Raw genomic sequence first — 25,213 nt, forward strand, 5'->3', positions numbered from 1 at the left:
GAGGCGCCCCGAAGGGGCGCGGGGAACTGCGCGCCCAGCCACAACGGCGCCGCAGCCGAACGACGGACATCACGGCGTCTCCAGCGAAGCGCTCAGTGCCCGTCGCAGCACCCGTCCCTGCGCATCAGCCGCCCCACCTCCAGCCAGTCCTGCTCGACCGCCGCCGCGCGCCGGGTCACCGTCTCGAAGGGGGCGGTCAACTCCGCGGTGGTGTACGGCACTCCGCCTCTGAGGACCGCCACGGTACGGACGAGGGCGGCGAAGTCGGTGAACGGGTCGCCGTCGACGACGGTCAGATCGGCGAGCATGCCCTCCCGGACGGTGCCGAGGTCGCGGTCGACCCCGAAGAGGCGGGCGGGCAGGACGGTCGCCGTGCGCAGAGCCTGGGCCGGGGACAGACCCCCGCGGTGCAGGGCGCGCAGCCCGAGGTGGAGGGCGAGGCCGACGGGGACGAGGGGCTGGTCCGTACCGAGGGCGACAATCCCGCCGGCGTCCAGGATGCCCCGGTAGACGTCGATCTCCGTGCTCAGGGTGGCGAGTTGGGCCGCGGTGGGCGGTACGCCGGCGCCCTGCCGGACGACGGCCGTGTCCCACGGGGGCATCACCGCGGTGACCCGGGGGTCGTCGGCGAGGGCGGGATCCGCGCCGAGGAGCGGTACCGAGGTGAAGGGTGTGGCGATCATGGAGAAGCCCACGCCGCGCGCGGTGTAGGTCTCCACGACGTCCTGGTAGGCGTGGCCAGTAGCGGTGACGGCGTGCCCGAACTCGGCGCGCTGGGTGGCCTGGAGATGGGTCGTCAGGTCCTGGCCGAGCTGGACGCCGGGCGAGAGCAGATGACTGCCGGAGCGGACGCCGAGCCGCTCGTGCGCGAAGCGGGCGGCCTCCGCCATCACCCAACCGGGCGCCCGCACATAGGTCTTGACGAAGTCCCAGTCCAGCGCCGCGCCCCGTTCCAGTGACCGGCGCAGCCCCGGCAGGGTCCGGTGGGCGCGGCCCATGCTGTAGGCGACCCGTGCGCCGTCGAGGAGTTCACCGGTGCTGAGCAGTCGCGGCCCGGCGAGCTGCCCGGCGGCCACCGCCTCGCGGACACGGGCCTGTTCGTAGGCGAATCCGCCCAGTGACACGGCGGTGGTGATGCCGTAGGTGAGCTGGCCGACGGTCTGGCGGCCGCCGTAGGTGGACTGCCAGGGGTGGGTGTGGGTGTCCCACAGGCCGGGGGTGACGGTGCACACCGAGGCGTCGACGAGGCGGCCGGTGGTCCGGCGTCCGGAGCGGTGGGACTCGACGGCCGTGACGCGTCCCGCCCGGACGACGATGTCGACGTCGTCGCGGGTGGTCTCGCCGGTGCCGTCCCACAGCTGTCCGGCGTGCACGATCAGGTCGGCGGGGGCGGGTGCGGTGGCGTCGAGGGGGACGCGGACGGTGCGGGCGGGGCCGCCGTCGGCGCCGACGAGCCGGAGCCGGCCGGCGGAGAGGTACAGCAGGGTCCGGGAGTCGGCCGACCAGGAGGGGTGGTCGGCCGGTTCGTCGGTGAGGGTGCGCAGGTCGCCGTTCGGGGTGCCGTCGGGGCCGACGGGCAGCAGGCACAGCGCGGACTCGACGATCACCGCCATCCAGCGGCCGTCGGGCGACCAGACGGGCCCCGAGTCGTAGCGGTCGGCGATCGACACATGGGGTGCGACGGCGTGCAGGCGGTCCGCGCCGGTCGTGGTGTCTACGACGCGGACGAGGTTGTAGCCCTCACGGAAGCGGGCGTTGAGCCGGTTGCGGTCGCACAGGGCGAGGTGGCGGCCGTCGGGCGACCAGCTGGGGCGGCCGGGCAGTCCGCCGCCGCCGAGCGCCGCCGCAAGGACGTGTTCCGTGCCGGTCGCGAGGTCGCGGACGAGGAGCCGGCCCGTGAGGTCGAGGCAGGCGAGCCGCTGTCCGTCGGGCGACAGCGCCGGGTGCACCCGGCCGCCGGTGGCGAGCGTGGTCTCCTCGCCGGTGGCGAGATCGTGCCGGTGGACGCCGAGCAGCCCGTCGCGGTCGTCGGCGTAGACCACCGACCCGCCGTCGGGGGCCCAAGTGGGGCCGAGGACATAGCGGGTGCGATCCGCCGTGTGCAGTCGCCGTGGCGGCTGGCCGCCCGAACTGCTGGCCAGCCACAGTGAGTTGAGGGCGGCGAAGGCGATCTGCCGGCCGTCCGGCGAGAGCGCGGGCAGATGGATGCCCCGCACAGGGCGGGTGCGGGCCTCGCCGAGGTCGTACTCCTTGGTGCGGTAGCGGGGCCGCTGTACGGGGAGCACGCCCTCGAAGGGGATGGTCTCCGGGTGTGCGGGGCTGTCCGGTCGTACGAGGGTGAAGGCGCCGTCGACGGTGAGCAGGAGGTGCCCCTGAGATGTCCAGCGCGGCGGCACGGGGGCGATGTCGCCGGTGACCGGGACGGGGCGGCCGTCGACGGCGAGGGTGCAGGAGGCGTTCGGGGCGGCGACGGTGCGCAGGTGGGCGAGGCGGCCGTCGGCGGCGAGGGTGGGCGTCATGACCTGGACGGCCTCGGTCTCGGTGTACCGGACGGTGACCGGGCCGGATCCGTCGGCGGGGACCTCCGCGACGGTGCGGGCCTCCAGGGCCGGGCCCGTAGCGGTGGAGACCGTCTTCGCGCGGACGAAGAGGATGCCGGAGCCGTCCGGTGACCAGGTCGGGTCGTAGTCCTCCCACGGGCCGTCCTGGAGGGGACCGTCCTGGCCGGTGAGGCCGGTCACCCGGGTGATCCGGCCGGTGCTCAGGTCGAGGACGTGGATGCGGTACGGGCTGCCGTCGACCGGGTCGCCGGCGCGTTCCGAGGCGAAGGCGAGCCGGGTGCCGTCGGGGGACCAGGCGGGCCCGCGGTCGTCCCAGGGGCCGTCGGTCCGCTGCCGCAGGCCTGAGCCGTCGGGGCGGACGGTCCAGAGGTGGAATCCGCCGTCCTGGTAGGCGCAGAAGGCGATGAGCCCGCCGTCCGGGGAGTGGGTGGGGCGGCCCGGTTCCAGGCCGGCCGGGGTGAGGGGGCGGGCCGTGCCGCCGGTGCGGGGCAGGGACCACAGGGTGCCCTGTGCCTCGGCGATCAGGCGGTCGCCGGAAGGGGCGAGGGTCGCCGCGCCGTTGGTGGCGCGGGTGAATGCCAGTGAGGGGGCGTCGGTACGGGGTCTCGCCACGGCGGCTGGGGCCACGCCCACGAGGGGTACGGCGCCTGCGGCGGCGAGGAGTTGACGGCGGGTCGGACGAAAGCGGCTGTTCCGGTCGCGGTCCATGACCGTACACACTGGTGCACCTGTCGTCCCGGTATCAACGGCATCCCCGGCCAACACGCACGGTGATCCCGGCCCTTGGGACGTCGGGCAACGGCTCGCTCTCCGCGGACGGCACCCGGGGTGTGCGTGCACGGCCGCCGTACTTCCGGGCGAACGCGGCCGTGGCGCGGGCCCCGCTCATTGCGGCCGTGTGAACACTTCCCGGTTCCGGATGGCATGCGCCCGCGCGACGGTTGTACGAGGTACGACCCATGCAGCGAGAAGGAGCCGACATGACCGTCCAAGACGTCGACCGGGTGAGCTTCGTCCAGGAGTGGGAGGAGTGGCACCGGCAGAAGGAGGCGGTGCTCGCGGGCCCGCACGGGTTCCTCGCCATCACCGGCCTGCACTGGCTGGACGGGGAACCCACCCGGTTCGAGGACGCGCCGGGCGCCTGGTCGAGCACGGCGGAGGGGGTGGTGGTCGAGCTGGCGGAGGACGAGGAGATCACCGTCGACGGGCATGCGGTGCGCGGCCGCCACGACTTCGGAGTCCTCGCCGAGCGCGCCAGTGTGTACGCCGGCTGGGGCGATACGGTGATCGAGGTCGCCAAGCGCGGCGGACACGACATCGTGCGCCCCCGCCACCCCGGCAACGCGCTGCGTACGGCGTTCACCGGGACGCCCGCCTACGAACCCGACCCGCGCTGGGTGCTCACCGGCCGCTTCCTGCCCTTCGACGCACCGCGCGCGGTGACGGTGGGCGCCGCGGTCGAGGGTCTGGAGCATGTCTACGACTCCCCCGGCCAGGTCGAGTTCGAACTGGCCGGCACGGCGTACCGGCTCACCGCCTTCAACGGCAAGGCGCCGGGCGATCTGATGGTGCTGTTCACCGACCGGACCTCCGGCGTGACGACGTACGCGGCCAACCGCTCCCTGCAGATCGCCGCGCCCGACGGCGAGGGCGCGGTCACGCTCGACTTCAACCGCGCCGCCAACCTGCCCTGCGCCTACACGGACCTGGCCACCTGCCCGCTGCCACCGGCGGAGAACCGGCTGCCGGTCGCGATCGAGACGGGCGAGAGGATCCCGCTGGAGCGCGGCGGACGCCGTTAGAGAAAGCGCTCGCTGTCTGACTGTCGGACGGATCGCCGGGAACAAGCCAAGCGCCCGGCGATCCGTGCGTTGACCATCGATGGTTTTGGATGAGCTTTGTACCACTTTGAAGAAACCGCTTCACCGAAACACCAGTCGAAGTCGATCGCTGGGTGTTAGAAATTGGCCACTGAACGTCGGGCTGCGAACAGCCCGCGCACGATTCTTGTTGTGAAATGGGACGGTCTTGTCCAAGCTCAGACCCCTGACCGGCAATTGGCGCGTCGCGAGACGCCTCCAGGCCATTCTGCTCATCCCGGTGCTCGTCGCCCTCGCGCTCGGCGGCATCCGGGTGAAGAACTCGATCGACACCCTCCAGGACGCCAACGACGCTGTAGGCGTCGCGGAGTTGGTGCAGGCGGCGAACGCCTACGCCAGCGACGCGATCAACGAGCGTGACGTCTCGGTCATCCCGCTCCTGGAGGGCAAGCGGAACGCACCGGCCGTGCTGGCGGCCCGCAAGGTCACCGACGCCGACGCCAAGGCGTTCGACGCGGCGGTGGCCCGCGCGCCGAAGACGGCGGGCCTCCTCCGGCGGATCGAGCTGGTGCGGGCGGGCGAGAAGCAGCTGCCGACCGTGCGGGCCGCCGCGTTCACGTCCAAGATGTCGGGCGTGCAGACGGAGGAGAGCTATCACGCCGTCCAGCATCCGCTGATGGAGATCTCGAACGAGCTGGGCTTCGGAAGCAACAACCAGGCGAGCTTCGGCCGCACCCTCTACGCCATCTCCCTGACCCAGGCGGCCGAGTCCCTGGTGCGCTCGATCGGCACGCATCTGCTGGTCGAGGACCGCGACGCGCTCGGCGAGGGCGAACTGCAGAACCAGCTCGGTTCGTTCAGCTCGTACGTCTACCTGGAGCAGGTGGGCCTCCAGGAGTACGCGGGCGCCGGTACCGCCGGTGACATGACCCGGTTGCAGACGGCGCTGGCGGCCGCGCAGAAGAAGGGGGCGGCGCAGACGGCCAAGGCCGCCGAGGAGGCCAAGGCGGCGGGGCAGGCTTTCGTGACGCCGCCGAAGCTGGCCAAGATGCTCAGTGAGATCGCCACCGGTAAGCCGACCGAGGAGCTGGCCGCCGAGGGCATCACCCCGGAGTCGTTCTTCGCGGCGTCCGCGCTCTCCTTCGACGCCTACCGGAGCATCGAGGTCAATCTCACCGACACGGCGCTCGCCAACGCCCGGAGCATCGCGAGTGACGCGCGCCGGGACGCGATCATCAACGGCACGCTCGCGCTGAGCGCCGTACTCGTGGCGTTCCTGCTCGCGGCGTGGGTGGCCCGTTCGATGAGCCGGGGCATGCGCCGGCTGAGCGCGTCGGCGATCGAGATCGCGGAGCAGCGGCTGCCGGCGGTGATCACCCAGCTGTCCCAGGCCGTGCCCGGCCAGGTGGACACCAAGGTCTCGCCGATCCCGATCACCAGCACGGACGAGATCGGCGAAGTGGCCCGCGCCTTCGACCATGTGCACCGGGAGGCGGTCCGGCTCGCCGCCGAGCAGGCCCTGCTGCGCGGCAACGTCAACACGATCTTCACCAACCTGTCCCGCCGCAACCAGTCGCTGATCGAGCGCCAGCTCGCCCTGATCACCGATCTGGAGGACCGCGAGGCCGACCCCGAGCAGCTGGCGAACCTGTTCAAGCTGGACCACCTGGCCACGCGGGTGCGCCGCAACGGCGAGAACCTCCTGGTGCTCGGCGGCGAGCGGCCCACCCAGCAGTGGGACCGACCGCTCCCCCTCGTCGACGTCATCCGGGCGGCGGCCTCCGAGGTGGAGCAGTACGAGCGGATCGAGCTGGCGGGCATCCCGGAGGCCGAGATCCACGGCCGTGCCGTCACCGACCTGGTGCATCTGCTGGCCGAGCTCCTGGAGAACGCCACCGCGTTCTCCTCGCCGCGCTCGACGGTCCGTGTCACGGCGACGCGGCTGCCCGACACCCGGATCATGATCGAGATCCATGACCAGGGCATCGGGCTGATGCCCGAGGACTTCGCGCTGATCAACCACAAGCTGGCGAATCCCCCGACCGCCGACGCCGACGTCTACCAGCACATGGGCCTGTTCGTGGTCGGCAGGCTGGCCGACCGGCACGGCATCCGGGTCCAGCTGCGGCCGTCCTCCGCGGAGTCCGGTACGACCTCGCTCGTGATGCTCCCGGGCACCATCACCTGGCGCAGCGGCGCGGAGTCCGACTCCGACACGCTGGCCCTGGCGGCGCTCAAGGCGCGCGCCACGCCCGGGCTCGCGGCTCTGCTCGCGAACGGGCCCGCCGACCCGTTCAGCCTCCACGAGGCGTGGGACGACGGCATCGGACGCCCCGCCGCGCCGACCGCCGCTGCCGTACCCGATATGCCGGCGCCGTCCGGCAGGTCCGCGCCGTCCGGACCGCCGGCGCCCTCCGAGCTGCCCCGCCGTACCCCGAAGCGGGGCCGCCGCCCCGGAAAGGACGGCTGAGCCCCGGGGGCCCGGACGTCAGGGCGGCACGGGGCGCAGGGCTCGCACCACCGCCCAGACGACGGAGACGAACGGCACGGCCACGACGGCGCCGATCACCCCCGCGACGATGCTGCCCGCGATGACGGAGACGGCGACGACGAGGGGGTGCAGGCGTACCGCCCAGCTCATCACGAGGGGGTGCAGCACATGCCCTTCGAGCTGGCCGATGACGACGATCAGCACGAGGACGGCGACGGCGGTGAGCGGTCCGCGCCCGGCCAGCGCCACGACGGTGGCCACGCCGAGCGCGACCGGTGAGCCGACCAGCGGGATGAACGCGGCGAAGAACTCCAGCAGGGTGAGCGGCAGCGCGAGCGGCACCCGCAGCACGTACAGGGCGATGCCGACGAGTACGGCGTTGACGGCGGCCACGATGATGATGCCGCGGGTGTATCCGGAGAACGTCCGCCAGGCCGCCCGGCCCGTCCGGTCCCAGGCGGGGCGGGCACCGGCGGGAAGCAGTTCCCGGCTCGTCCAGGCCCACAGCCGTTCGCCGGAGTGGATGAAGAAGACCGAGGCGAAGAGCGCCAGCGCTCCCCCGGTGACCAGTTCGACGAGCGTGCCGAAGCCGCTCAGCGCCCTGCCGGCCAGGTTGGAGCGGTGGGCCTGGATGTAGTCCACGATCTGCTGCTGGAGATGCGACAGGGCGCCCGGGCCGAGCCGGAAGGGCGGCCGCTGGAGCCAGACCTCGATGCGGTGGATGCCGCCGCGGAACTCGTCGGCCAGGGTCGACGACTCCTCCGCGACCGCGTTGCCGACCAGGGCCAGCAGCCCGAAGAACAGGCAGATGCTGCCGACCAGGCTCACGGCCACGGCGATCGGTCTGGGCAGCCACCGGCCGAGCAGGTCGGCGAGCGGTCGCAGCACCGAGGTGATGACCAGGGCCAGGAACACGGCCACGGCGATCAGCTGGAAGCGGCCCAGGATGATGAAGACGCCGTAGATGAGGATGCCGACCACGATGAGCCGCCAGGCGTAGGCGGCGGCGATCCGCAGGGCGGGGACGATGACGGCGCTGACGGAGGCGGCGGCACGCGGATCGCGGGCCCGCTCGGGGATCCATACCGCGCGGACGGCCCGGCGGCCGGGCGCCACGCCACGGGCCGGACGTGCCCGGCCCCGCCCGCGTGCCGGCCCGCCCGCACCCGCCACCGCACCTCCCGCTGCTGGCCTCCGTCGCCTCTAGTGCACATTAGGGGCAATTCAGGCGGCGGGTGAGGTGTGCTGCGCCAACGGGGTCAGCGGGGCGCCGTCGTGGAGACGGCCGTGCCTGCGGCTCGTTCGACGAGGTGCACGCCGTCCGGCATGGACGCGTTGCCGTCGGAGAGGACCGCGACGAGGTAGTGGTGGCCGCCGGCCGTGACGCGTCCGACGCTGTTGATGTCCCACAGGCCGGTGGCGGTACGCATGAGCCAGCCGTTCTTCAGTGCCCAGCCGGAGTCCGCGGCGGCCGAGACACCCCAGGACTGGTCGGCGGCGATCTCCGTCATCAGGGTGCCGATACGGTTTCGGGAGGCGGTGTCCAGCGGCGTGGAGCCAGTGCCGAAGATCGCGCGCAGCAGTCGTATCTGGTCACTGGCCGTGGTCCGGGTGAGCCCCCACCTGCCGTCAGGGCCGCCCGTGGTCGAGGTCAGTCCGAGCCGCCTGTTCGCCGACTCCAGGCCGGGGGCCCGGCCGATGGCCCGCCACAGGGCGCTGGCCGCGTCGTTGTCGCTGTTGCGGATCATCACCTCCGCCTGGGCGCTCTCCCGTGCGGTGAGTTCGCGCTGGTGGTCCCGCGCGTGGAGCAGCAGCGCGGCGAGGATGTCGACCTTGACGATGCTCGCCGTGTCGTAGGGGGTGTCGTCGCCGTAGACCGCGGGTTCCCGGCCCGTGCCGTCCAGGTCGAGGACGGCGGCCGTGACACGCGCCTTGCCCTGCGCCTGCACGGCGGCACGGAAGTCGCCCGAAGTGGAGTCTGCGGCGCTGTCGGCCATGGCCGCGGGCGCGGCTCCGGCGAACAGGGTCACCGCCATGGCCACGACGGACAGGGTTCGGTTGAGCATGGCGGGCGCCTCGGCAGTTCGGGTCGAAGGGACACAGAACTGCGAACGTAGACAAAATGCCCGGACGGCGACGTGACGCCCGCCACGACGGGGCCGGTTTGTGAGCAGGGCAACAGAGGCGGATACCGAGGCAAATCTTCCGCTGCACGAAAGACAGATTCCGCATGCCTCATCCGGGCCTGTCCGGGGGAAGAATGTGATCAGAGTGGCGGACCTGGCCTCTGGGAGGTGCCATGAGCACATCGGCGGAACCGCGAGTGAGCGGTCTGGAGGTCAGGTCCATCGACTATGTGCCGCTGGACGAGCGGCACGGCAAACTGTGGCACCTGGGCCCGCTGTGGTTCATGTCCAACGCGCAGATCGCCACCCTTGCCGTGGGGCTGATCAGCATCACGGAGGGCGGCAATCTGATCTGGTCGCTGCTGGCGATCGTCGCGGGCACCCTGATCGGCACGTTCTTCATGGCCTTCCACTCGGCGCAGGGACCGCAGCTGGGCCTGCCGCAGATGATCCAGTCGCGGCCGCAGTTCGGCTATGTCGGGGCGCTGCTGGTGTGGCTGTTCGCGTATGTGCAGTACGCGGGCTTCAACGTGTTCAACACCATCCTGGCCGGTCAGGCCCTGCACACCACGCTCCACGGGAGTGTGAAGCTGTGGGTGGCCGTCGTCACCGTGATCGGACTCGTCGTGGCGCTGGTGGGCTACGACATCATCCACAAGGCCGAGCAGGTCCTGACGTACACCTTCCTGATCATCTTCGGGATCTTCACCGTCGGTGTCCTGGTCACCCTGCACTACCCGGCGGGCTCCTTCGACCTGAGCGCCTTCAAGGTCACCCCGTTCCTGGCCCAGTTCGGTGTGGTCGCCGGCTACCAGATCAGCTGGGCCATCTACGTGTCGGACTACTCTCGCTATCTGCCGCCGGACGTGACGGTCCGCAAGACGTTCTACTGGACCTACTTCGGCTCGGCGCTCGGCGGTATCTGGCTGATGGTGCTCGGGACGCTGCTGGCCGCCTGGGCGGGCACCCACTTCGACACGATCCCGTCGATCAACGCGGCCGGGGACAAGATCTTCGACGGCTTCGGCGCGGTCGTGCTGCTGTTCTCCGCCCTGGGCCTGATCTCCGTGACCGCGCTGAACATGTACGGCGGTTCGCTCACCCTGATCAGCGCCATCGACTCGTTCAAACGGGTACGGCCGACGCTGGGGGTGCGCCTGCTCACCCTCGTCCTGACGGCGGTGCTCTCCCTGATCGGCGCGCTGGCCGCGACGTCCAACTTCCTGGCGAACTTCAACAACTTCCTGCTGCTGGTGCTCTATCTGTTCATCCCGTGGACCGCGGTGAACCTGATGGACTACTACGTGGTGCGCAAGGGCCACTACGCGATCGCCGAGATCTTCAAGCCGAACGGCATCTACGGGCGCTGGGGCTGGCAGGGGATCGTCTCCTACCTGATCGGGTTCGCCGTCATGATCCCGTTCTTCTCCGTCGGCACGCTGTTCGTCGGCCCCGCCGCCAAGGCCCTCGACGGCGCGGACATCTCCCTGTTCATCGGGCTGCCGGTCTCGGCGCTGCTGTACTGGTGGCTGACCCGCTCCATCGATGTCGAGGAGGAGACACGCGTCGCCGAGGCGGAGGCGGAGATGCTGGAGCGGGCGGCGCACGAGCACCGCGAGCCGTAGGGGCTGTCAGCGCAGCTCGCGGCGGAGTGTCTCGAAGGCCGTGGGCCGCGCCAGGTCCCGCAGGGCCTGCCGGACGAGGCCGGCGCACTCGCGCGGGCCGTGGACGCTGGTGTCCACGTCGATGTCGTGCAGCCCGTGGGCGTGGACCGCGTCGTACTGCATGGCCGCCAGGCCCACCTGGCGGTCACCGCGCTGCCGCTCGCGCCGCTCCAGTTCGGGGAGCGGGCAGCGCACCCCGACCAGCAGGGTCTTCTGGGGTGTCAGCAGGTCCAGCAGGTCCAGGAGCCGCCAGCGCCTGCTGAGCGGATGGTCGACGACGACGTTGTTGCCCGCGCGGGCCATGCCGGCGACGGCCCGGTGGAAGCCCTTGGCGGTGCGGTCCACCTCGGCCTGGAGGTCCTCGTCGGCCATCTCCTGGCCGCCGCGCATCGCATGGAAGGCGTCGACGGGCATGTGGAACCAGGTGCCGTCCAGGATGCGCAGCAGCTCGGCGGCGATGCTCGACTTGCCGGAGCTGGAGGTGCCGTTCAGCAGGATGACGGTACCGGGCCCGCCCGTGTCCGGGATCTCGTCGTACACCTGGCCTCCTTGCGGTTGTCGTGTCCCCACCATGATCGCAGAGAGGGCCGCTCCACAGCTCGCGTACAGCCCCCCGGGAGAGCATCGGGGCATGTCTGACACCCTCACACCGGCGACGGGCGTGATCCGTGTGCTGATCGTCGACGACGAACCCGAGCTGACCGAACTGCTGTCGGTGGCCGTGACAGCGGCGGGCTGGCAGCCGTACGTGGCGCAGGACGGCTACGGCGCCCTGCGCGCCGCCCGCAGGTACGGCCCGCACGCTGTCGTCCTCGACGGCATGCTGCCGGACCTGGACGGGATCCAGGTGCTGCGCCGGCTGCGGTACGAGAACGCCCGGCTGCCCGTGCTGATGCTGACCGCGCGGGACGCGGTGGAGTACCGCGTCGACGGGCTGTCCTCCGGCGCCGACGACTATGTGACCAAGCCGTTCTCCCTGGACGAGGTGATGCTCCGGCTGAGCGGGCTGCTGCGCCGCTCCGGAGCCGGTGACGTCGTCGGGGACGAGGGGGTGCGGGTGCTCGGCGACCTGGTGCTGGGCGAGCGGACCCGCGAGGTGCGCCGCGGCGGCACGCCGATCTCGCTGACCGCCAAGGAGTTCGACCTGCTGCGGTTCCTGATGAACCACCCCCGGCAGGTGCTCAGCAAGACGCAGATCCTCGACCACGTGTGGAACAGCTCGTTCGACGGCGGCGGAAACCTGGTGGAGGTCTACGTCTACGGACTGCGGGCGAAGATCGACAAGGAGCGTCGGCCGATGATCCACACCGTGCGCGGCGCCGGCTATGTCATCAGAGCCGCGGACGACGAGGCATGACGGCCGTCAGCCGGGCCCTGGCACGGCTGCGCGGGCGCTCGCTGCGGGCCCGGATGGTCCTGGTCCACTCGCTCACCCTCGCGGTGGTCTGTACGGCGATGGCCCTCGCCACGGTGACGGTCCAGCGGGTCTATCTGATGAGCGACCTGGATCAGCGGGTGACCGACGCCGCCGAACACAGCCAGGGCGGCCGGGAGCACGGACCGCCTGGTGCGAGCCTCGGTTTCCTCAACGAACGGGGTCAGCACACGGGCACCCTGGCGGCCGTGATGAACGGGACGGCGATCGCCACGGCGGAGGTGGTGACCGACGACGGCCCGCGCAGCCTCACCGCCGCCGAGAGCGCCGCCCTGAACGGCATCCCGGCGGACGGGACCCTGCACACGCGTACGATCCCGGGCCTGGGCACCTACCGGCTGACGGCCGTCACCGAGGACGGCACCGCCATGCTGGCCGGACTGCCGGTGGGCAGTGTGCAGGACATGATCGACTCCCTGGTCGTGGTCGAGGCCGCCATCGCCGGGGCCGGGCTGGTCCTGGCCGGTTCGGTGTCGGCCGTGGCGGTCCGGCGGCAGTTGCGGCCGCTCCGACGGGTCGCCACCACCGCCGTCGAGGTCTCCCGTGCCCCGCTCGACCGGGGCGAGGTCAGCGGACTCACCCGGGTACCGGCCTCGGACACCGATCCGGGGACCGAGCTCGGCCAGGTCGGCGTCGCGCTCAACCGGCTGATCGACCACGTGGAGTGGTCCCTGTCCGAACGCCAGCGCGCCGAGGAGCACATGCGGCGCTTCCTCACCGACGCCAGCCACGAGCTGCGCACCCCGCTCGCCTCGATCGCCGGGTACGCCGAGCTGATGCTGATGGGCGTGGACACCCGGAAGATCGAACCGGAGCTGGCCTGGCGCCGGGTCTCCGCCCAGTCGGCGCGGATGACGGGACTGGTCGAGGACCTGCTGCTGCTCGCCCGTCTGGAGGAGGGCAGACCGCTGGAGTCCGCCGACGTGAACCTCGCGACCCTGGTCGGGGACGCGGTGTGGGACGCGCGGGCGGCCGGGGCCGAGCACCACTGGCAGCTGGTGCTGCGCCTGGGCGCGCCCGCCACGGTGCTCGGCGACCAGTCCCGGCTGCACCAGGTGGTGGCCAACCTGCTCGCCAACGCCCGGGCCCACACCCCCGCCGGGACGCGTATCACCGTCACGGTGGAGGCCGCGGACGGGCACTGCGCGATCCGTGTGCACGACGACGGTCCAGGCATTCCCGGCGATCTCCTGCCGGCGGTCTTCGAACGCTTCACCCGCGGCGATGCCTCCCGCTCCCGCGCCCCCGGTACCGAGGGCGGGACGGGGCTCGGCCTTGCCATCGCGGCCGCGATCACCCAGGCGCACGGCGGCCGGGTCGGGGTGGACAGTGCGCCGGGCACCACCGAATTCACCGTCACCCTGCCCCTCGCCGCCACCGCCGCCGCTCAGACCCCCTGAAGCTTTCCTGAACCCTCGGCTTCTTCACATAATCCCAGGCCATCGGCCGTTTCTGGGCTCTCATGAGCAACTCACTTCAGTTCAGCCTCAGTTGGAGGAACCAGGCTGGTCGTCAGGTGGCCGTCCACGAGGGACGCGCCCATGACGAAGGGAGCCGCATGCCCGAGATCGACGCCGGTGAGGGCCCCGAGCAGGTACCGGAGGGCACCGAGGCGAGCGGCCGCAACTTCATGCGCAAGGTGTTCTTCGCGTCCGGGGCGACCGCCCTGGTGACGATGGGCAGCGCAGGGGCCTTTACGGCACTCGCCGACGACGGCACGGGTACGGCCGACGCGTCGGCCGGCCCCTCCCCCAGCGCCGCGCCGAGCGGCGGCCCGGGCGGCGGCGCCGGCGGTCCGGGCAACCAGTCGCTGACGGAGGAGTTCTTCGGCCTGACGACGGACGGCAAGCGGATCGACGACCTGTTCACCGTCCACTCCACCAAGGTCGACACCACGCCCGTCATCGACGCCGCGAACGCCTTCCTGACCGGTCTGACCGACACCCAGAAGTCCGCGACCCAGTTCACGGTCCACTCCACCGAGTGGCGGCTGTGGAGCAATGTCGACTCCTACGCCCGGCAGGGCGTGTCGCTCGCGGATCTCACCGACACGCAGAAGGACCTGGGCACGGCCCTGCTCAGGTCGGCGCTGAGCGCGGACGGCCTGAAGACCACGGAGAAGATCCGCAAGATCAACCAGGCGGCCGGCGAGGCGATCGGCAACACCACCTCGTTCAACGAGGACGCCTACTACTGGACCCTCATGGGCACCCCGTCCGCCACCGAGCCGTGGGGCTTCCAGTTCGACGGCCACCACTGCGTGATCAACTACTTCGTCCTCGGCGACCAGGTGGTCATGAGCCCCTGCTTCTGGGGCTCCGAACCGACCTCCATGGAGATCGACGGCGAGACGGTCACCGTCTGCCACGAGGAGGTCCTCGCGAGCCTCGCCTTCGTCAACTCCCTATCCGCGGACCAGCAGTCGGTCGCGATCGTCTCGGCCACCAAGACCAGCGAGTCGATGAAGGCCGGGGCCTTCTCCGACAACGCGGTCCAGGCGTACGAGGGCATCCGCGGCAACGTCCTCACCCGCGTCCAGAAGCAGAAACTGCTCGGCATCGTCGAGGCGTTCGTCGACCGGGCCAAGGCCGACGCGGCGAAGGTGCGGATGGCGGAGGTGCGGGCGCATCTCGACGACACCTACGTGATCTGGGCCGGTGGTACGGGTGCCGACGACGCGTTCTACGTCCGCGTGCACAGCCCGGTGGTCTGGGTCGAGGTCGACTGCCAGGCACCCGGCCCGCTGCGCGGCGCGTACGGCGGCACCGAGGGCGTCCCGACCCAGATGCACGTGCACTCCATCATCCGCACGCCCAACGGCAACGACTACGGCAAGGAGCTGATCCGCCAGCACTACCTGACGTCACCGCACCACCGGTAGTCCCTCCCCCGCGGGCTTCCACCGCAGATGGACGTTCTCCCCCGCCTGGTCCGCCCGGAGCAGCGACAGGCGGGGGCGTACGGCGTCGGTGCGCGAGGTGGGCGGCTTGCGCCGGCCGGCCCGGAACTGCACCGGCCACTCGGCGGCGGCGCCCCGGTACTCCTGGTCGGCGGCGGCGTGCAGGGTCCAGTGCGGGTCGTACAGGTGCGTACGCCCGACTGCGCACAGGTCGGCGCGTCCGGCGAGGAGGATGGAGTTGACGTCGTCGTAGGAGGCGATGGCGCCGACCGCGATGACGGCGGTGCCGCTGGCGGCGGCGACCTCGTGGCGGATCCGGTCCGCGAACGGGGTCTGGTAGGAGCGGCCGTAGGCGGGCTGTTCGTCCTTGGTGACCTGACCGGTGGAGACGTCGATGGCCGCGGCGCCGTGGGCGATGAAGGCGCGGGCGATCTCGACGGCGTCGTGCTCGGTGTTGCCGTCGGGGACCCAGTCGGTGGCGGAGATCCGCACGATCACGGGGCGTCCGGCGGGCCAGGCGGCGCGGACGGCGTCGAAGACCTCCAGCGGGTAGCGCAGCCGGTTCTCCAGGGACCCGCCGTACTCGTCGGTGCGGTGGTTGGCGATCGGAGACAGGAACGAGGACAACAAGTAGCCGTGCGCGCAGTGGAGTTCGAGGAGATCGAAGCCCGCCTCGGCGCCTCGGCGGGCCGCCGCCACGAACTCGGCGGTGATCCGGTCCATGTCGGCGCGGGTGATCTCCCGGGGTACCGGCAGGCCGGGACCGTACGGCAGCTCGGATGGGCCGACGGTCTCCCAGTTGCCGTCGGGGAGGGGTTCGTCGATGCCCTCCCACATCAGTCGGGTGGAGCCCTTGCGGCCGGAGTGGCCGAGCTGGAGGCCGATGCGGGCGGTGCTGTTGGTGTGGACGTAGGAGACGACGCGCCGCCAGGAGTCGCGCTGCTCGTCGTTCCACAGGCCGGTGCAGCCGGGGGTGATACGGCCCTCGGGCGAGACGCACACCATCTCCGTCATCACCAGCCCCGCCCCGCCCATGGCCTTGGAACCGAGGTGGACCAGGTGGAAGTCGCCGGGGACGCCGTCGACGGCGGAGTACATGTCCATCGGGGAGACGATCACCCGGTTCTTCAGCTCCAGCTGCCCGATGCGGAACGGCTGGAACATCGCGGGGGCTTTGGTGCCCAGCCCCTGCGCCTCGGCGAAGGCCTCGTCGACGAGGTCCGCGAACTCCTGGTCCCGGGTGCGCAGGTTGTCGTAGGTGATACGGCGCGAGCGGGTGAGCAGGTTGAAACAGAACTGGGCCGGCTCCTGGCGGACGTACATGCCGATGTGCTCGAACCACTCCAGCGAGGCCTGTGCGGCCCGCTGGGTGGACTCCACGACCAGGCGCCGTTCGGCCTCGTAGGCCGTCAACGCGCTCTCCGCGTCCGAGTGTTCGTGCAGGCAGGCGGCGAGGGCGAGGGCGTCCTCCATGGCCAGCTTGGTGCCCGAGCCGATGGAGAAGTGGGCGGTGTGGGCGGCGTCGCCGATCAGGACCAGGTTGCCGTGGTGCCAGTGCCGGTTGCGGACCGTGGTGAAGTTCAGCCACTTCGAGTTGTTCGCGAACACCTCGTGGCCGCCCAGCTCCTCGGCGAACAGCTCACGGATCCGGGCCACGGCCTGCTCGTCGGAGACACCCGGCGCGAATACCGCGTCCTCGGTGGCGTCGAAGCCGGCCCGCCGCCAGACGTCCTCGTGCATCTCCACGATGAACGTCGAGCCTGCGTCGGAGTAAGGGTAGCCGTGGACCTGCATGACCCCCCACTCGGTCTCCTTGACGAAGAACTGGAAGGCCTCGAAGACCCGGTCGGTGCCCAGCCACATGTACTTGCTGTGCCGCCGGTCCAGCTGCGGTCGGAAGACGTCCTCGTGGGCCGTGCGGACACCGGAGTTGACGCCGTCCGCGCCCACCACCAGGTCGTACGACGCCCGCAGCTCGGCGACGTCGGGGGCGAGGGTGGAGAAGCGCAGGTCGACGCCGAGTTCGAGGCAGCGCTCCTGGAGGAGGTGCAGGAGTTCCTTGCGGCTCATGGCGGCGAAGCCCTGGCCGCCGACGGTGTGGGTCTCGCCCCGGTAGTGGATGTCGATGTCCGTCCAGCGGGCGAAGCGGCGGGACATCGCCTCGGAGAAGACGGTGTCGGCGTTCTCGATGCCGCCGAGGGTCTCGTCGGAGAAGACGACGCCGAAGCCGAAGGTGTCGTCTGGGGCGTTGCGCTCCCACACGGTGATCTCGTGGGCGGGGTCCAACTGCTTCATCAGGGCCGCGAGGTAGAGACCTCCCGGGCCACCGCCGATGATCGCGATTTTCAAGGGAGTTCCTCTCACTGCTCCGCGACCTGCTCTGCTTCGATGATCTTGCGGAGCGCGAACCGCTGGAGTTTTCCGCTGGTGTTGCGCGGCAGGACGTCGTGGAAGCGGACGTCACGCGGGTACTTGTAGGGCGCCAGGACCTGTTTGACGTGGTCCTGGATCTCCTTGGCCTTGGCCGGGTCCCCGGTGACGCCCTCGCGCAGCACGACGAAGGCGCAGACGACCGAGCCGCGTTCGGGGTCGGGGCGGGCCACGACGGCCGACTCGACGACGTCGGGGTGGGTGTCGATGGCGGCCTCGACCTCGGGACCGCCGATGTTGTACCCGGAGGACACGATCATGTTGTCGCTGCGGGCGTGGTAGTAGAAGTAGCCGTCCTCGTCGCGGTGGAAGATGTCGCCGGTGACGTTCCAGCCGCCCACGACGTAGTCCCGCTGGCGCTTGTCGTCGAGGTAGCGGCAGCCGACCGGGCCGATGACGCCGAGCCGTCCTGGCTCCCCCGGGCCGAGTTCCTCGCCGTCGAAGCCGAGGATGGTCGCGCGGTAGCCCGGGACCGGGCGGCCGGTGGCGCCGGGCCTGATGTCGTCGTCGGCCGCGGAGATGAAGATGTGCAGCAGCTCGGTCGCGCCGATGCCGTCGATGACCTTGAGGCCGATGCGGTCGCGCAGCTCCTCCCACGTGGTGAGCGGTATGTGCTCACCTGCCGACACCCCGACCCGCAGGCCGGCCAGTTGGTGTTCCTTGCCGTCGCGGGTGATCGCCTTGTAGGCGGTGGGCGCAGTGGCGAGGACGGTGACGCCGTGCTTCTCGACGAGGTCGGCGAGTTGAGCAGGGGTCGCCGTCTCCGTGAGCAGGGCGCAGGCGCCGGCCCGCAGCGGGAAGACGACCAGCATGCCGAGGCCGAAGGTGAAGGCGAACGGCGCGGTGCAGGCGACCACGTCGTCAGGGCGCAGCCGCAGGATGTGGCGGGCGAAGGTGTTGTCGATGGAGAGGATGTCCCGGTGGAAGTGCATGGTGATCTTCGGGACTCCGGTGCTCCCGGAGGTGGGGCCGAGCAGGGCCACGTCGTCGGCGGCGGTGTCGACGTCGGTGAACTCGCCCGACTTGGCGGCGCATCGGGCGGCCAGGTCGTGGGCGCCGGTGCCGCCGTACTCGACCACGCGCAGGTCGGGCAGCACGGTGTCGCGGACCGTGCGGACGTCCTCGGTGAAGCGGTGGTCGACCAGGGCGACGGACGGCCGGGTCCGTTCGGCGATGGGGACGATCTCGCGGGCGCGCAGTGCGGCCATGGTGGTCACCACGACCCCGCCGGCCTTGAGGACGCCGAGCCAGCAGGCCACCGCCCAGGGGTTGTTGGGCGCGCGCAGCAGTACCCGCTGCCCGGGGACCAGGCCCAGGTCCTCGGTGAGGACCTGGGCGACCTGGTTGGCGCGGGTGCGCAGGTCCCCGTAGGTCCACAGGTCCCCGGCAGGGGTGCGCAGGGCCGGGCGGTCCGGGCCGTGGCGCTCGACGGCCGCGTCGATGAGTTCGGCGGCCGCGTTGAGACGGGCCGGGTAGGTCAGTTCGGGTGTGGTGAACTCGATGGTGGGCCACTGTTCGGCGGGCGGGAGGTGGTCCCGGGCGAAGGTGTCCACGTGCGAGGTGGGTGAGAGCGGAAGAGCCAACGTGAGGTTCCTTCCGGGAGCCCGCCGGCGGCGTGCGGCGGACGGCTCAGGCGGGGCGGATCATGCCTTCCTGGACCACGGTGGCCAGGTGGCGGTGGTCGTGGGTGAAGAAGCGACCCGTGCCCAGTCCGCGGCCCGCGTCGGCGGCCACCGCTTCCTGGAGGTAGAGGAGCCAGTCGCCGACCGCTCCGGGGCGGTGGAACCACATGGCGTGGTCGAGGCTGGCGGTGACCAGGCCGGGGTCGGCCCAGGCCAGGTCGAGGACCCGCAGGACGGGTTCGAGGATCGTGTAGTCGCAGACGTAGGCGAGGGCGGCGAGGTCGCGCTGGGCGTCGGTGAGTCCCTCGACGGGGCGCAGCGCGTCGAACGGCCTTACCCAGACGGCCTGGTGGGGCCGGCGTTCGCCCTCGACGGTGAGGTAGACGGGGCCGGGTACGTGGCGCATGTCGAAGCCGCGGCCGCCGCGCCAGTAGGCCTTGGACTCGGCGGTCATGGTGCCGCCGGTGCGGTCGGCGAGGTACTCGGCCGAGCTGGGCAGGTCCTCGGGGCCGGGGACCTCCTCGGCGAACTCGGTGTGGAAGGACGAACCGGGCTCCCCCGCCGCGAAGTTGGCGAGACAGACGTAGAGCACCTTGCCGTTCTGGTAACCGCGCACCTGGCGGGTGCTGTAGCCGCGGCCGTCGCGCAGCACCTCCACCTCGTAGCGGACCTCGGCGCCGATGTCGGCCGGGCGCAGGAAGTAACTGTGCATGGAGTGCAGGGACTTGCCGTCGGTCACCGAGCGCATCGCCGCGGCGGCGGCCTGGGCGACGAGGTCGCCGCCGTAGGCCTTGGGCCAGGGGCAGGGCTGGGTGGTGGCCGTGAAGGCGAGGTCGAAGTGCTCCGGCGGGGCGGGCTTCAGCGTGAGGGCCGCGGTGACGATCGCGGAGGTCGGGGCGGCGGGGGCGCCCGGGGTGGCATTCATCGGTTCAGCCAGTCGCGCAGGTCGGTGTCGGCCACGTCGGGCAGGTTCACCACGATGTTCTCCGGGGTCCGGGTGGTCATCCACACCAGCGGCTTGGTCCGGGAGAGGTTGCACTCGACGTGCGGCATGAACGGCGGGACGAAGACCCAGTCGCCCTCCTCCATGTCGACGTAGTCCTCGAACTTCTCGCCGAAGTAGATCCGGGCCCGGCCGGACAGGACGTAGCCGCCGGTCTCGGCCTCGCCGTGGTGGTGGGTGACCGAGCGGTAGCCCGGCTCGTTGCTGACCTTGCCGTACCACAGGCGGCGCGCCGGGGTGTGCCGGGCGCTGACACCCGACACCCTGACGGCGCCGCCCGAGTCGGCGGTGTTCACGTCCTCCAGACCGGCCCGGGTCACGACGGGGGCGACGATGCCGCTGGGCAGGCGGTACATCGCGTTGTCGCCCTCCAGTCGGTACTTGCTGAGGTCGGGCTCCATGGAATCGGCTCCGTTTCCGTGCCTTGCTCGGGTTCCGTGGCCTGCGCGGGCTCCACGGCCCGCTCGGGCTTCCGTGGCCCGCCCGGGCCCGGAACAGGACCACGCTCTATCTCGTATTTTTCACGGTCGTCATTTATTGTCAATACGACCGGCCGTGCGGCCGGAGCCGGACACCACCGAACCGGAGGCCTCATGACTCCCGTCGCCGTGAACCCGCCCGAGCTGCCCGCCCCGAGCGGTTACTCGCACGGAACGCTCGCGGGCAACACGCTCCATCTGGGCGGCCAGACCGCACTCGACGCCGATATGAAGATCGTTCCGGGCGGGATCGTGGAGCAGTTCCGCCAGGCGTTCGGCAATGTGCTCACCACACTGCGCGCGGCGGGCGGTGAGCCGGCGGACCTGGTGAGCGTGACGATCTATCTCACCGACATCCCCGACTACCAGGCCCACGGCAAGGAGATCGGCAGGTTGTGGCGGGAGCTCGCGGGGCCCGTCTATCCGGCGATGGCGGGCATCGGCTGCACCGCGCTCTGGCAGCCGGAGGCGCTGATCGAGATCCTCGGCGTGGCCGTGATCCCGGACGAGCGGCTGGTCAGGCCGTAGGCACCCTAGGAGGTGTGGACGACCGCCAGCGCGTGTGCGCGCGCGGGCTCGCGCAGCGCCTTGTCGAGTTGTTCGAACAGCGCGCCGGCGGTGTCGCCCTTCCAGCCCGCCGGCAGCAGGGTCAGCGGCAGGCCGGGGTCGCGGTACGGGAGCCGGCGCCACTCGGTGAGCATCGGCAGATAGACCGCGAACGCCTCCTGCGGGGCGATGCCGCCCGCGGCCGCGCGCTCGCTCACCGGCTGGTACCGCTCCAGGAAGTCCGCGTAGAGCGCGGTGAGCTCGTCGAGGTCCCACCACTCGCTGACCTTCGCCCGCAGGTCGCCGAAGGCGAAGTGGTCACCGGTGAAGATGTCCACGTACGGCGTCAGTTCGAGGCGTTGCAGGGTGCGGCGGGTCTCGTCGGCGAGGATGCCGGGGGCCACCCACACACCGGGGGCCGCGGTGCCGAAGCCCAGACGGGTCAGGGCCGTGCGCAGGGCGTGGCGCTTGTCGCGCTCGGACTCGGGCACGGAGAACACGACGACGAGCCAGCCGTCGTCGGCCGCGGCCCGGTTCCGCTCGAAGATGCGTATGTCGCCTTCTTCGAGCACCTCCAGGGTTGCGTCGGCGACGGCGTACCCCGCGGCGCCCCCGTGCCGCTCGCCGCGCAGCACCCCGCGCCGCTTCAGCCGGGAGACCGCGGACCGTACGGCCTGCCCCTCCACGCCGAGGTCGGCCATCAGGCGTATCAGGGAGGCCACGGAGAGCCAGTTGTGCTCACGGCGCGCGTACAGCCCGAAAAGGGTGATGATCAGGGGGCCCAGACGGCTGTCCCGCCCGCCCACGCCGACGGCGGACGACGACTCGGCTTCCGCTGTCATGTCCACCCTCCTCCGGCCGGCACCCTGCTGATCGCCAAGCAGCCTATCGCGCATACCGGCGCTGCACCGGCCCTGCGGATCACCGCCGCCGGGTCCCGCGCCCGCCCTCGTCGTGCTGCGGGTCGCGGCCGCGCGGCACATGGTGGTACGGCACGGGCGGGAGGGGTGACCGGTGCGGGTGAAGGGCGAGAGACTGCGGGGCGTCCGTCCCGGGCATCGTATTCGTCCGCGTCACTGTTGCCTGTGATGCCTCCGTCGCCATCTCTGTTGGGGAGTCCGACATGACCACACCGCGAGACCTGTTCATCGTCACCGTGTACGACGCCGCCGCCCGGCCCGTCGAACAGGGCGACCTGTCGCTGGCGCTCGCGGGAGCCGAACTGGTCGATCTGCTGGGCGCCGGGGCCGTCACCCTCGACGACGAACTCATCGTGCCCGCTCCCGAGGGCGGAACCGGCGACCGGCTCCTCGACGAGGCGGTGGCGGCGCTGACCCGGGAGGCGCCGTACGAGTCGGTCGAGGACTGGCTGTGGCGCAGGGGGCGTGGCCTGTCCGCCGCCTACCTCGCCGTACTGGAGGCGGACGGCACGGTCGCCCGGCAGCGCAGGCGCTGGCTGCCGCTGCCGACCGAGCGGACGGAGCTGGCCGACTCGCCGGAGCGGGCCCGCGCGCACGAGCGCTGGACGTCGGGCGAGCCCGTGCTCGCCTCGCTGGCGGCGGCCGTGGGGATCCAGGACGAGGCACCCAAGGACCTCGCGGGTGAGGCCTCCGACGCGACCGTCACGGTGGTGGCCGCCGTGACCGGCGCGGTGACGGAGCTGGCCGCCGTACGGCAGCGACGGGAGATCGAGGACGCGGCTTTCGACAACGTCTGGCGTGGTCTGTAGCGGCCTGTGGCGGTCCCTGCCCCGTACTGCCGTTCGGGGCGCGACCCGGGTGGTCGCCACCGGCGGGCAGGGCCCCGGTCCACCCCACCGGGCGGCATCCGGCCCAGCAGAGCGGGCGGGATGCCGCCCACTGGGACCGGACCGGATTCGGCCCACTGGGACCGGACGGAATTCAGCTCACCAGACCAGACGAGTTCCGACCCACCGAATCGAGGTGGGGCTCGGTCGGCGGGAGCCGGCGTGGTTCACCCGGCCGTCGCGGCGCCGGCGCCGGTGAAGAAGTCGACGAGGCCGTGCGGGGCGTTGTCGCCGTAGCACATCTCGTGGATCCGGGAGGCCTCGAAGGCGGCCTCGGTGCTGCGGGGGAACAGCGACCGCTCGTACTCGGTGAGCGCGGACTCGGTGTCGTACGGGTGCGCGGCGAGGGCCTTGCCGAGTTCGGCGCCGTCGTACATGGCCAGGTTGGCGCCTTCGCCGGACGGGCGCATGAGGTGGGCGGCGTCGCCCAGCAGGGTCACCCCGGGCACCCGGTCCCACCGGTGCCCGTCGGGCAGGGTGTGGATGGGGCGCAGGACGGGCACGGTCTCACCGTCGGTGATCAACGCGGTGAGCTCCGGCGCCCAGTCCGCGAACTCCGCCGCGATCCGGGCGGTGGCCACCGCGGGATCGGCGAAGTCGACGTCGGCGAACCAGTCCTGCGACCTGGCCAGTGCCACATAAGTGTGCAGGTTCCCGCCGCTCTCCCGGTGCGCCCCGATCCCCTTCCCCGGCGCGAGCGCGAACAGCGCCCCGCCGCCGACCGTCTTCGCACTGGCGGGATGCCGGGTGTCGCCGTCGAACAGATAGGTCTCGACGAACGACAGGCCGACGTACTCGGGCGTCGCGTCGGAGAGCAGCGGCCGGACCCGTGACCACGCGCCGTCCGCGCCGACCAGCAGGCTCGTGACGACGGTGGCGCCGTCGCCGAAGGTCACCTCGTGGCGACCATCGCCCAGGGCCCGCACACCGCTCGCCTTGTGCCCCCACCGGACGGTACCGGCGGGAAGCGAGTCGAGCAGGATCCGGCGCAGCTCGCCGCGCTGCACCTCGGGGCGGCCCCCCGCGCCGGTGTCGGGTTCGTCGAACAGGACGGTTCCGTCCGGGCTCATGACCCGTAGCGCCTCGCGGCCCTCCAGGACGAGGCCGCGGAACTCCTCGATCAGGCCTGCCGCCCTGAGGGCCGCTTGGCCGTCGTGGTCGTGGATGTCGAGCATCCCTCCCTGCGAGCGCGCCGTCGGCGAGGGTTCCGCCTCGTAGACCGTGGCCGGGATGCCGTGGACGTGGAGAACGCGGGCGAGCGTCAGCCCTCCGAGCCCCGCGCCGATGATCGTGACGGGAGGGGTCATGGTGCTTCCTTCCTGATCGCGGACCACCGGGTGTCCGCCCCGGCGCAACCTGCCTGGAACGGCGTTCCAACGACAGAAGCATGGAACGGTGTTCCAGACCTTGTCAACCTGGAACGGCGTTCCAGGCTGCTCTAGGATGGCGGGATGGCAACCAGGACACGTCGTCCGGAGCGACGGCAGGAACCGCTCTCCCGGGAGCGCATCGTCAGCGCCGCCGTCGAACTTCTCGATACGGTGGGCGAGGGCGGCCTGACGTTCCGCGCACTGGCCGAGCGCCTGGCGACCGGCCCCGGAGCGATCTACTGGCATGTCGCGGGCAAGTCCGAGCTCCTGGACGCCGCGACCGACTCCGTCGTCACCACTGTCGTCGGCGCGGCCGTCGCCGGTGACGACGGCCGCGCGACTCCCCAGGAGGCGATCCGCGCGCTCGCCCTCGGCCTGTTCGACGCGATCGACGCCCACCCGTGGGTCGGCTCGGAACTCGCCCGCACGCCGTCGCGGTCACCGTTGCTGCGGATCTTCGAAGGCATCGGACGCCAGGTCCAGGCACTCGGGGTGCCCGAAGCCGACCAGTTCACGGCGGCGTCCGCGCTGCTGCACTACGTTCTCGGAGTGGCGGGCCAGAACGCAGCCAACGCGCGGACCGTCCAGCCGGGCACGGACCGCGCCGAGTTCCTCGACACCGTGGCGACCGCATGGTCCCGGCTCGACCCCGACGAGTACACGTTCACCCGGAGCGTCGCCGGCCGGCTGCGCGAGCACGACGACCGGGCGGAGTTCCTCGCCGGCATCGGCCTCATCCTCACCGGGATCACCACACGCACGCGGCCGACCGGCTGAACCGAGCCGGATCGTGCGCCGCGCGCGCCGTACGCCGGCCACCCCGTGTTTCGGGGCCTGCCTCACGGCCAGGCCCGCGTCGGCACATCGGCGGCATGTTCGTCCGCGTGGTACGCCCACCGACGACACGACGGAGATCACGGGATGGCGTCCGAGGCGGTACCCGGAAGGCTGAGATCCGCG

At 71.5% G+C, this 25,213-nt stretch carries 19 protein-coding genes; 9 read left to right on the top strand and 10 right to left on the bottom strand.

Annotated elements, in window-relative coordinates; all coding sequences use genetic code 11:
* Positions 1-92: 92 nt before the first annotated feature.
* Positions 93-3,269 carry an amidohydrolase family protein gene (locus EDD90_RS01195; protein WP_123971299.1) on the bottom strand — a complete coding sequence of 1,059 codons (3,177 nt, stop codon included), beginning with the start codon at positions 3,267-3,269 and terminating at the stop codon, positions 93-95.
* A 272-nt stretch (positions 3,270-3,541) separates the two neighbouring features.
* On the opposite strand from EDD90_RS01195, the gene EDD90_RS01200 reads away from it, so the two are divergent.
* Together EDD90_RS01200 and EDD90_RS01205 are read left to right on the top strand one after the other, a co-directional pair.
* Positions 3,542-4,363: a DUF1684 domain-containing protein gene (locus EDD90_RS01200; protein WP_123971300.1), complete on the top strand. Its 822-nt coding sequence runs from the start codon at positions 3,542-3,544 to the stop codon at positions 4,361-4,363.
* 226 nt (positions 4,364-4,589) lie between these two features.
* Positions 4,590-6,851 carry a nitrate- and nitrite sensing domain-containing protein gene (locus EDD90_RS01205; RefSeq protein WP_260327491.1) on the top strand — a complete coding sequence of 754 codons (2,262 nt, stop codon included), beginning with the start codon at positions 4,590-4,592 and terminating at the stop codon, positions 6,849-6,851.
* An 18-nt stretch (positions 6,852-6,869) separates the two neighbouring features.
* Here EDD90_RS01205 and EDD90_RS01210 read toward each other — a convergent pair whose 3' ends face one another.
* Both EDD90_RS01210 and EDD90_RS01215 read right to left on the bottom strand, forming a co-directional pair.
* Positions 6,870-7,988 carry an AI-2E family transporter gene (locus tag EDD90_RS01210; RefSeq protein WP_398923788.1) on the bottom strand — a complete coding sequence of 373 codons (1,119 nt, stop codon included), beginning with the start codon at positions 7,986-7,988 and terminating at the stop codon, positions 6,870-6,872.
* A gap of 143 nt (positions 7,989-8,131) precedes the next feature.
* Complete coding sequence (locus EDD90_RS01215; protein WP_123971302.1) at positions 8,132-8,938, bottom strand: serine hydrolase; 807 nt, start codon at positions 8,936-8,938, stop codon at positions 8,132-8,134.
* A gap of 233 nt (positions 8,939-9,171) precedes the next feature.
* Between EDD90_RS01215 and EDD90_RS01220 the strand changes: the two genes are divergently transcribed.
* A complete protein-coding gene (locus tag EDD90_RS01220) occupies positions 9,172-10,623 on the top strand; it encodes a cytosine permease (protein ID WP_185148852.1) in 1,452 nt (483 codons plus the stop codon).
* 6 nt (positions 10,624-10,629) lie between these two features.
* Here the strand turns inward: EDD90_RS01220 and EDD90_RS01225 are convergent, their stop codons facing one another.
* Complete coding sequence (locus EDD90_RS01225; protein ID WP_260327493.1) at positions 10,630-11,202, bottom strand: chloramphenicol phosphotransferase CPT family protein; 573 nt, start codon at positions 11,200-11,202, stop codon at positions 10,630-10,632.
* Positions 11,203-11,293: 91 nt separating this feature from the next.
* On the opposite strand from EDD90_RS01225, the gene EDD90_RS01230 reads away from it, so the two are divergent.
* The 3 genes from EDD90_RS01230 (at position 11,294) to EDD90_RS01240 (ending at position 14,978) form a co-directional block, all read left to right on the top strand.
* On the top strand, positions 11,294-12,019 hold the full coding sequence (locus tag EDD90_RS01230; protein WP_123971304.1) for a response regulator transcription factor: 726 nt from the start codon (positions 11,294-11,296) through the stop codon (positions 12,017-12,019).
* Positions 12,016-13,497, top strand: a complete 1,482-nt coding sequence (locus EDD90_RS01235) for a cell wall metabolism sensor histidine kinase WalK (protein WP_123971305.1) — start codon at positions 12,016-12,018, stop codon at positions 13,495-13,497. The genes EDD90_RS01230 and EDD90_RS01235 overlap by 4 nt, the downstream gene beginning before the upstream one ends.
* 158 nt (positions 13,498-13,655) lie before the next feature.
* Positions 13,656-14,978, top strand: a complete 1,323-nt coding sequence (locus EDD90_RS01240; RefSeq protein WP_123971306.1) for a DUF3500 domain-containing protein — start codon at positions 13,656-13,658, stop codon at positions 14,976-14,978.
* On the opposite strand, the gene EDD90_RS01245 is transcribed toward EDD90_RS01240, so the two are convergent.
* Genes EDD90_RS01245 through EDD90_RS01260 form a run of 4 tightly spaced genes read right to left on the bottom strand, consistent with a single transcriptional unit; the run spans position 14,961 to position 20,452 of the window.
* Positions 14,961-17,345 carry a bifunctional salicylyl-CoA 5-hydroxylase/oxidoreductase gene (locus EDD90_RS01245; protein ID WP_123971307.1) on the bottom strand — a complete coding sequence of 795 codons (2,385 nt, stop codon included), beginning with the start codon at positions 17,343-17,345 and terminating at the stop codon, positions 14,961-14,963. The two genes, EDD90_RS01240 and EDD90_RS01245, sit on opposite strands and share 18 nt — an antisense overlap.
* A gap of 11 nt (positions 17,346-17,356) precedes the next feature.
* Entirely contained in the window at positions 17,357-19,009 is a 1,653-nt protein-coding gene (locus EDD90_RS01250; RefSeq protein WP_123971308.1) for an AMP-binding protein, read from the bottom strand.
* 46 nt (positions 19,010-19,055) lie between these two features.
* The gene (locus tag EDD90_RS01255) at positions 19,056-19,973 is read right to left on the bottom strand and encodes an acyl-CoA thioesterase II (protein ID WP_123971309.1); all 918 of its coding nucleotides are present in this window, start codon (positions 19,971-19,973) and stop codon (positions 19,056-19,058) included.
* On the bottom strand, positions 19,970-20,452 hold the full coding sequence (locus EDD90_RS01260) for a cupin domain-containing protein (RefSeq protein WP_123971310.1): 483 nt from the start codon (positions 20,450-20,452) through the stop codon (positions 19,970-19,972). The genes EDD90_RS01255 and EDD90_RS01260 overlap by 4 nt, the downstream gene beginning before the upstream one ends.
* Before the next feature lie 192 nt (positions 20,453-20,644).
* On the opposite strand from EDD90_RS01260, the gene EDD90_RS01265 reads away from it, so the two are divergent.
* On the top strand, positions 20,645-21,058 hold the full coding sequence (locus EDD90_RS01265; protein ID WP_123971311.1) for a RidA family protein: 414 nt from the start codon (positions 20,645-20,647) through the stop codon (positions 21,056-21,058).
* A gap of 5 nt (positions 21,059-21,063) precedes the next feature.
* On the opposite strand, the gene EDD90_RS01270 is transcribed toward EDD90_RS01265, so the two are convergent.
* On the bottom strand, positions 21,064-21,918 hold the full coding sequence (locus tag EDD90_RS01270; RefSeq protein WP_123971312.1) for a PaaX family transcriptional regulator C-terminal domain-containing protein: 855 nt from the start codon (positions 21,916-21,918) through the stop codon (positions 21,064-21,066).
* 281 nt (positions 21,919-22,199) lie between these two features.
* Between EDD90_RS01270 and EDD90_RS01275 the strand changes: the two genes are divergently transcribed.
* A complete protein-coding gene (locus tag EDD90_RS01275; protein ID WP_123971313.1) occupies positions 22,200-22,805 on the top strand; it encodes a GPP34 family phosphoprotein in 606 nt (201 codons plus the stop codon).
* Between the two features lie 245 nt (positions 22,806-23,050).
* On the opposite strand, the gene EDD90_RS01280 is transcribed toward EDD90_RS01275, so the two are convergent.
* The gene (locus EDD90_RS01280; protein WP_123971314.1) at positions 23,051-24,190 is read right to left on the bottom strand and encodes an NAD(P)/FAD-dependent oxidoreductase; all 1,140 of its coding nucleotides are present in this window, start codon (positions 24,188-24,190) and stop codon (positions 23,051-23,053) included.
* A 144-nt stretch (positions 24,191-24,334) separates the two neighbouring features.
* Here EDD90_RS01280 and EDD90_RS01285 point away from each other — a divergent pair, with 144 nt between their 5' ends.
* A complete protein-coding gene (locus tag EDD90_RS01285; RefSeq protein WP_123971315.1) occupies positions 24,335-25,030 on the top strand; it encodes a TetR/AcrR family transcriptional regulator in 696 nt (231 codons plus the stop codon).
* Positions 25,031-25,213: the final 183 nt, after the last annotated feature.

The sequence above is a fragment of the Streptomyces sp. Ag109_O5-1 genome (assembly GCF_003814875.1).
Taxonomy (GTDB): Bacteria; Actinomycetota; Actinomycetes; order Streptomycetales; family Streptomycetaceae; genus Streptomyces; species Streptomyces sasae.

Coding starts and splice junctions, on each gene's coding strand:
- EDD90_RS01240 (WP_123971306.1), top strand. CDS start 13,656: ATGCCCGAGATCGACGCCGGTGAGGGCCCCGAGCAGGTACCGGAGGGC.
- EDD90_RS01280 (WP_123971314.1), bottom strand. CDS start 24,190: ATGACCCCTCCCGTCACGATCATCGGCGCGGGGCTCGGAGGGCTGACG.
- EDD90_RS01270 (WP_123971312.1), bottom strand. CDS start 21,918: ATGACAGCGGAAGCCGAGTCGTCGTCCGCCGTCGGCGTGGGCGGGCGG.
- EDD90_RS01230 (WP_123971304.1), top strand. CDS start 11,294: ATGTCTGACACCCTCACACCGGCGACGGGCGTGATCCGTGTGCTGATC.
- EDD90_RS01195 (WP_123971299.1), bottom strand. CDS start 3,269: ATGGACCGCGACCGGAACAGCCGCTTTCGTCCGACCCGCCGTCAACTC.
- EDD90_RS01215 (WP_123971302.1), bottom strand. CDS start 8,938: ATGCTCAACCGAACCCTGTCCGTCGTGGCCATGGCGGTGACCCTGTTC.
- EDD90_RS01265 (WP_123971311.1), top strand. CDS start 20,645: ATGACTCCCGTCGCCGTGAACCCGCCCGAGCTGCCCGCCCCGAGCGGT.
- EDD90_RS01275 (WP_123971313.1), top strand. CDS start 22,200: ATGACCACACCGCGAGACCTGTTCATCGTCACCGTGTACGACGCCGCC.
- EDD90_RS01255 (WP_123971309.1), bottom strand. CDS start 19,973: ATGAATGCCACCCCGGGCGCCCCCGCCGCCCCGACCTCCGCGATCGTC.
- EDD90_RS01200 (WP_123971300.1), top strand. CDS start 3,542: ATGACCGTCCAAGACGTCGACCGGGTGAGCTTCGTCCAGGAGTGGGAG.
- EDD90_RS01235 (WP_123971305.1), top strand. CDS start 12,016: ATGACGGCCGTCAGCCGGGCCCTGGCACGGCTGCGCGGGCGCTCGCTG.
- EDD90_RS01260 (WP_123971310.1), bottom strand. CDS start 20,452: ATGGAGCCCGACCTCAGCAAGTACCGACTGGAGGGCGACAACGCGATG.
- EDD90_RS01285 (WP_123971315.1), top strand. CDS start 24,335: ATGGCAACCAGGACACGTCGTCCGGAGCGACGGCAGGAACCGCTCTCC.
- EDD90_RS01220 (WP_185148852.1), top strand. CDS start 9,172: ATGAGCACATCGGCGGAACCGCGAGTGAGCGGTCTGGAGGTCAGGTCC.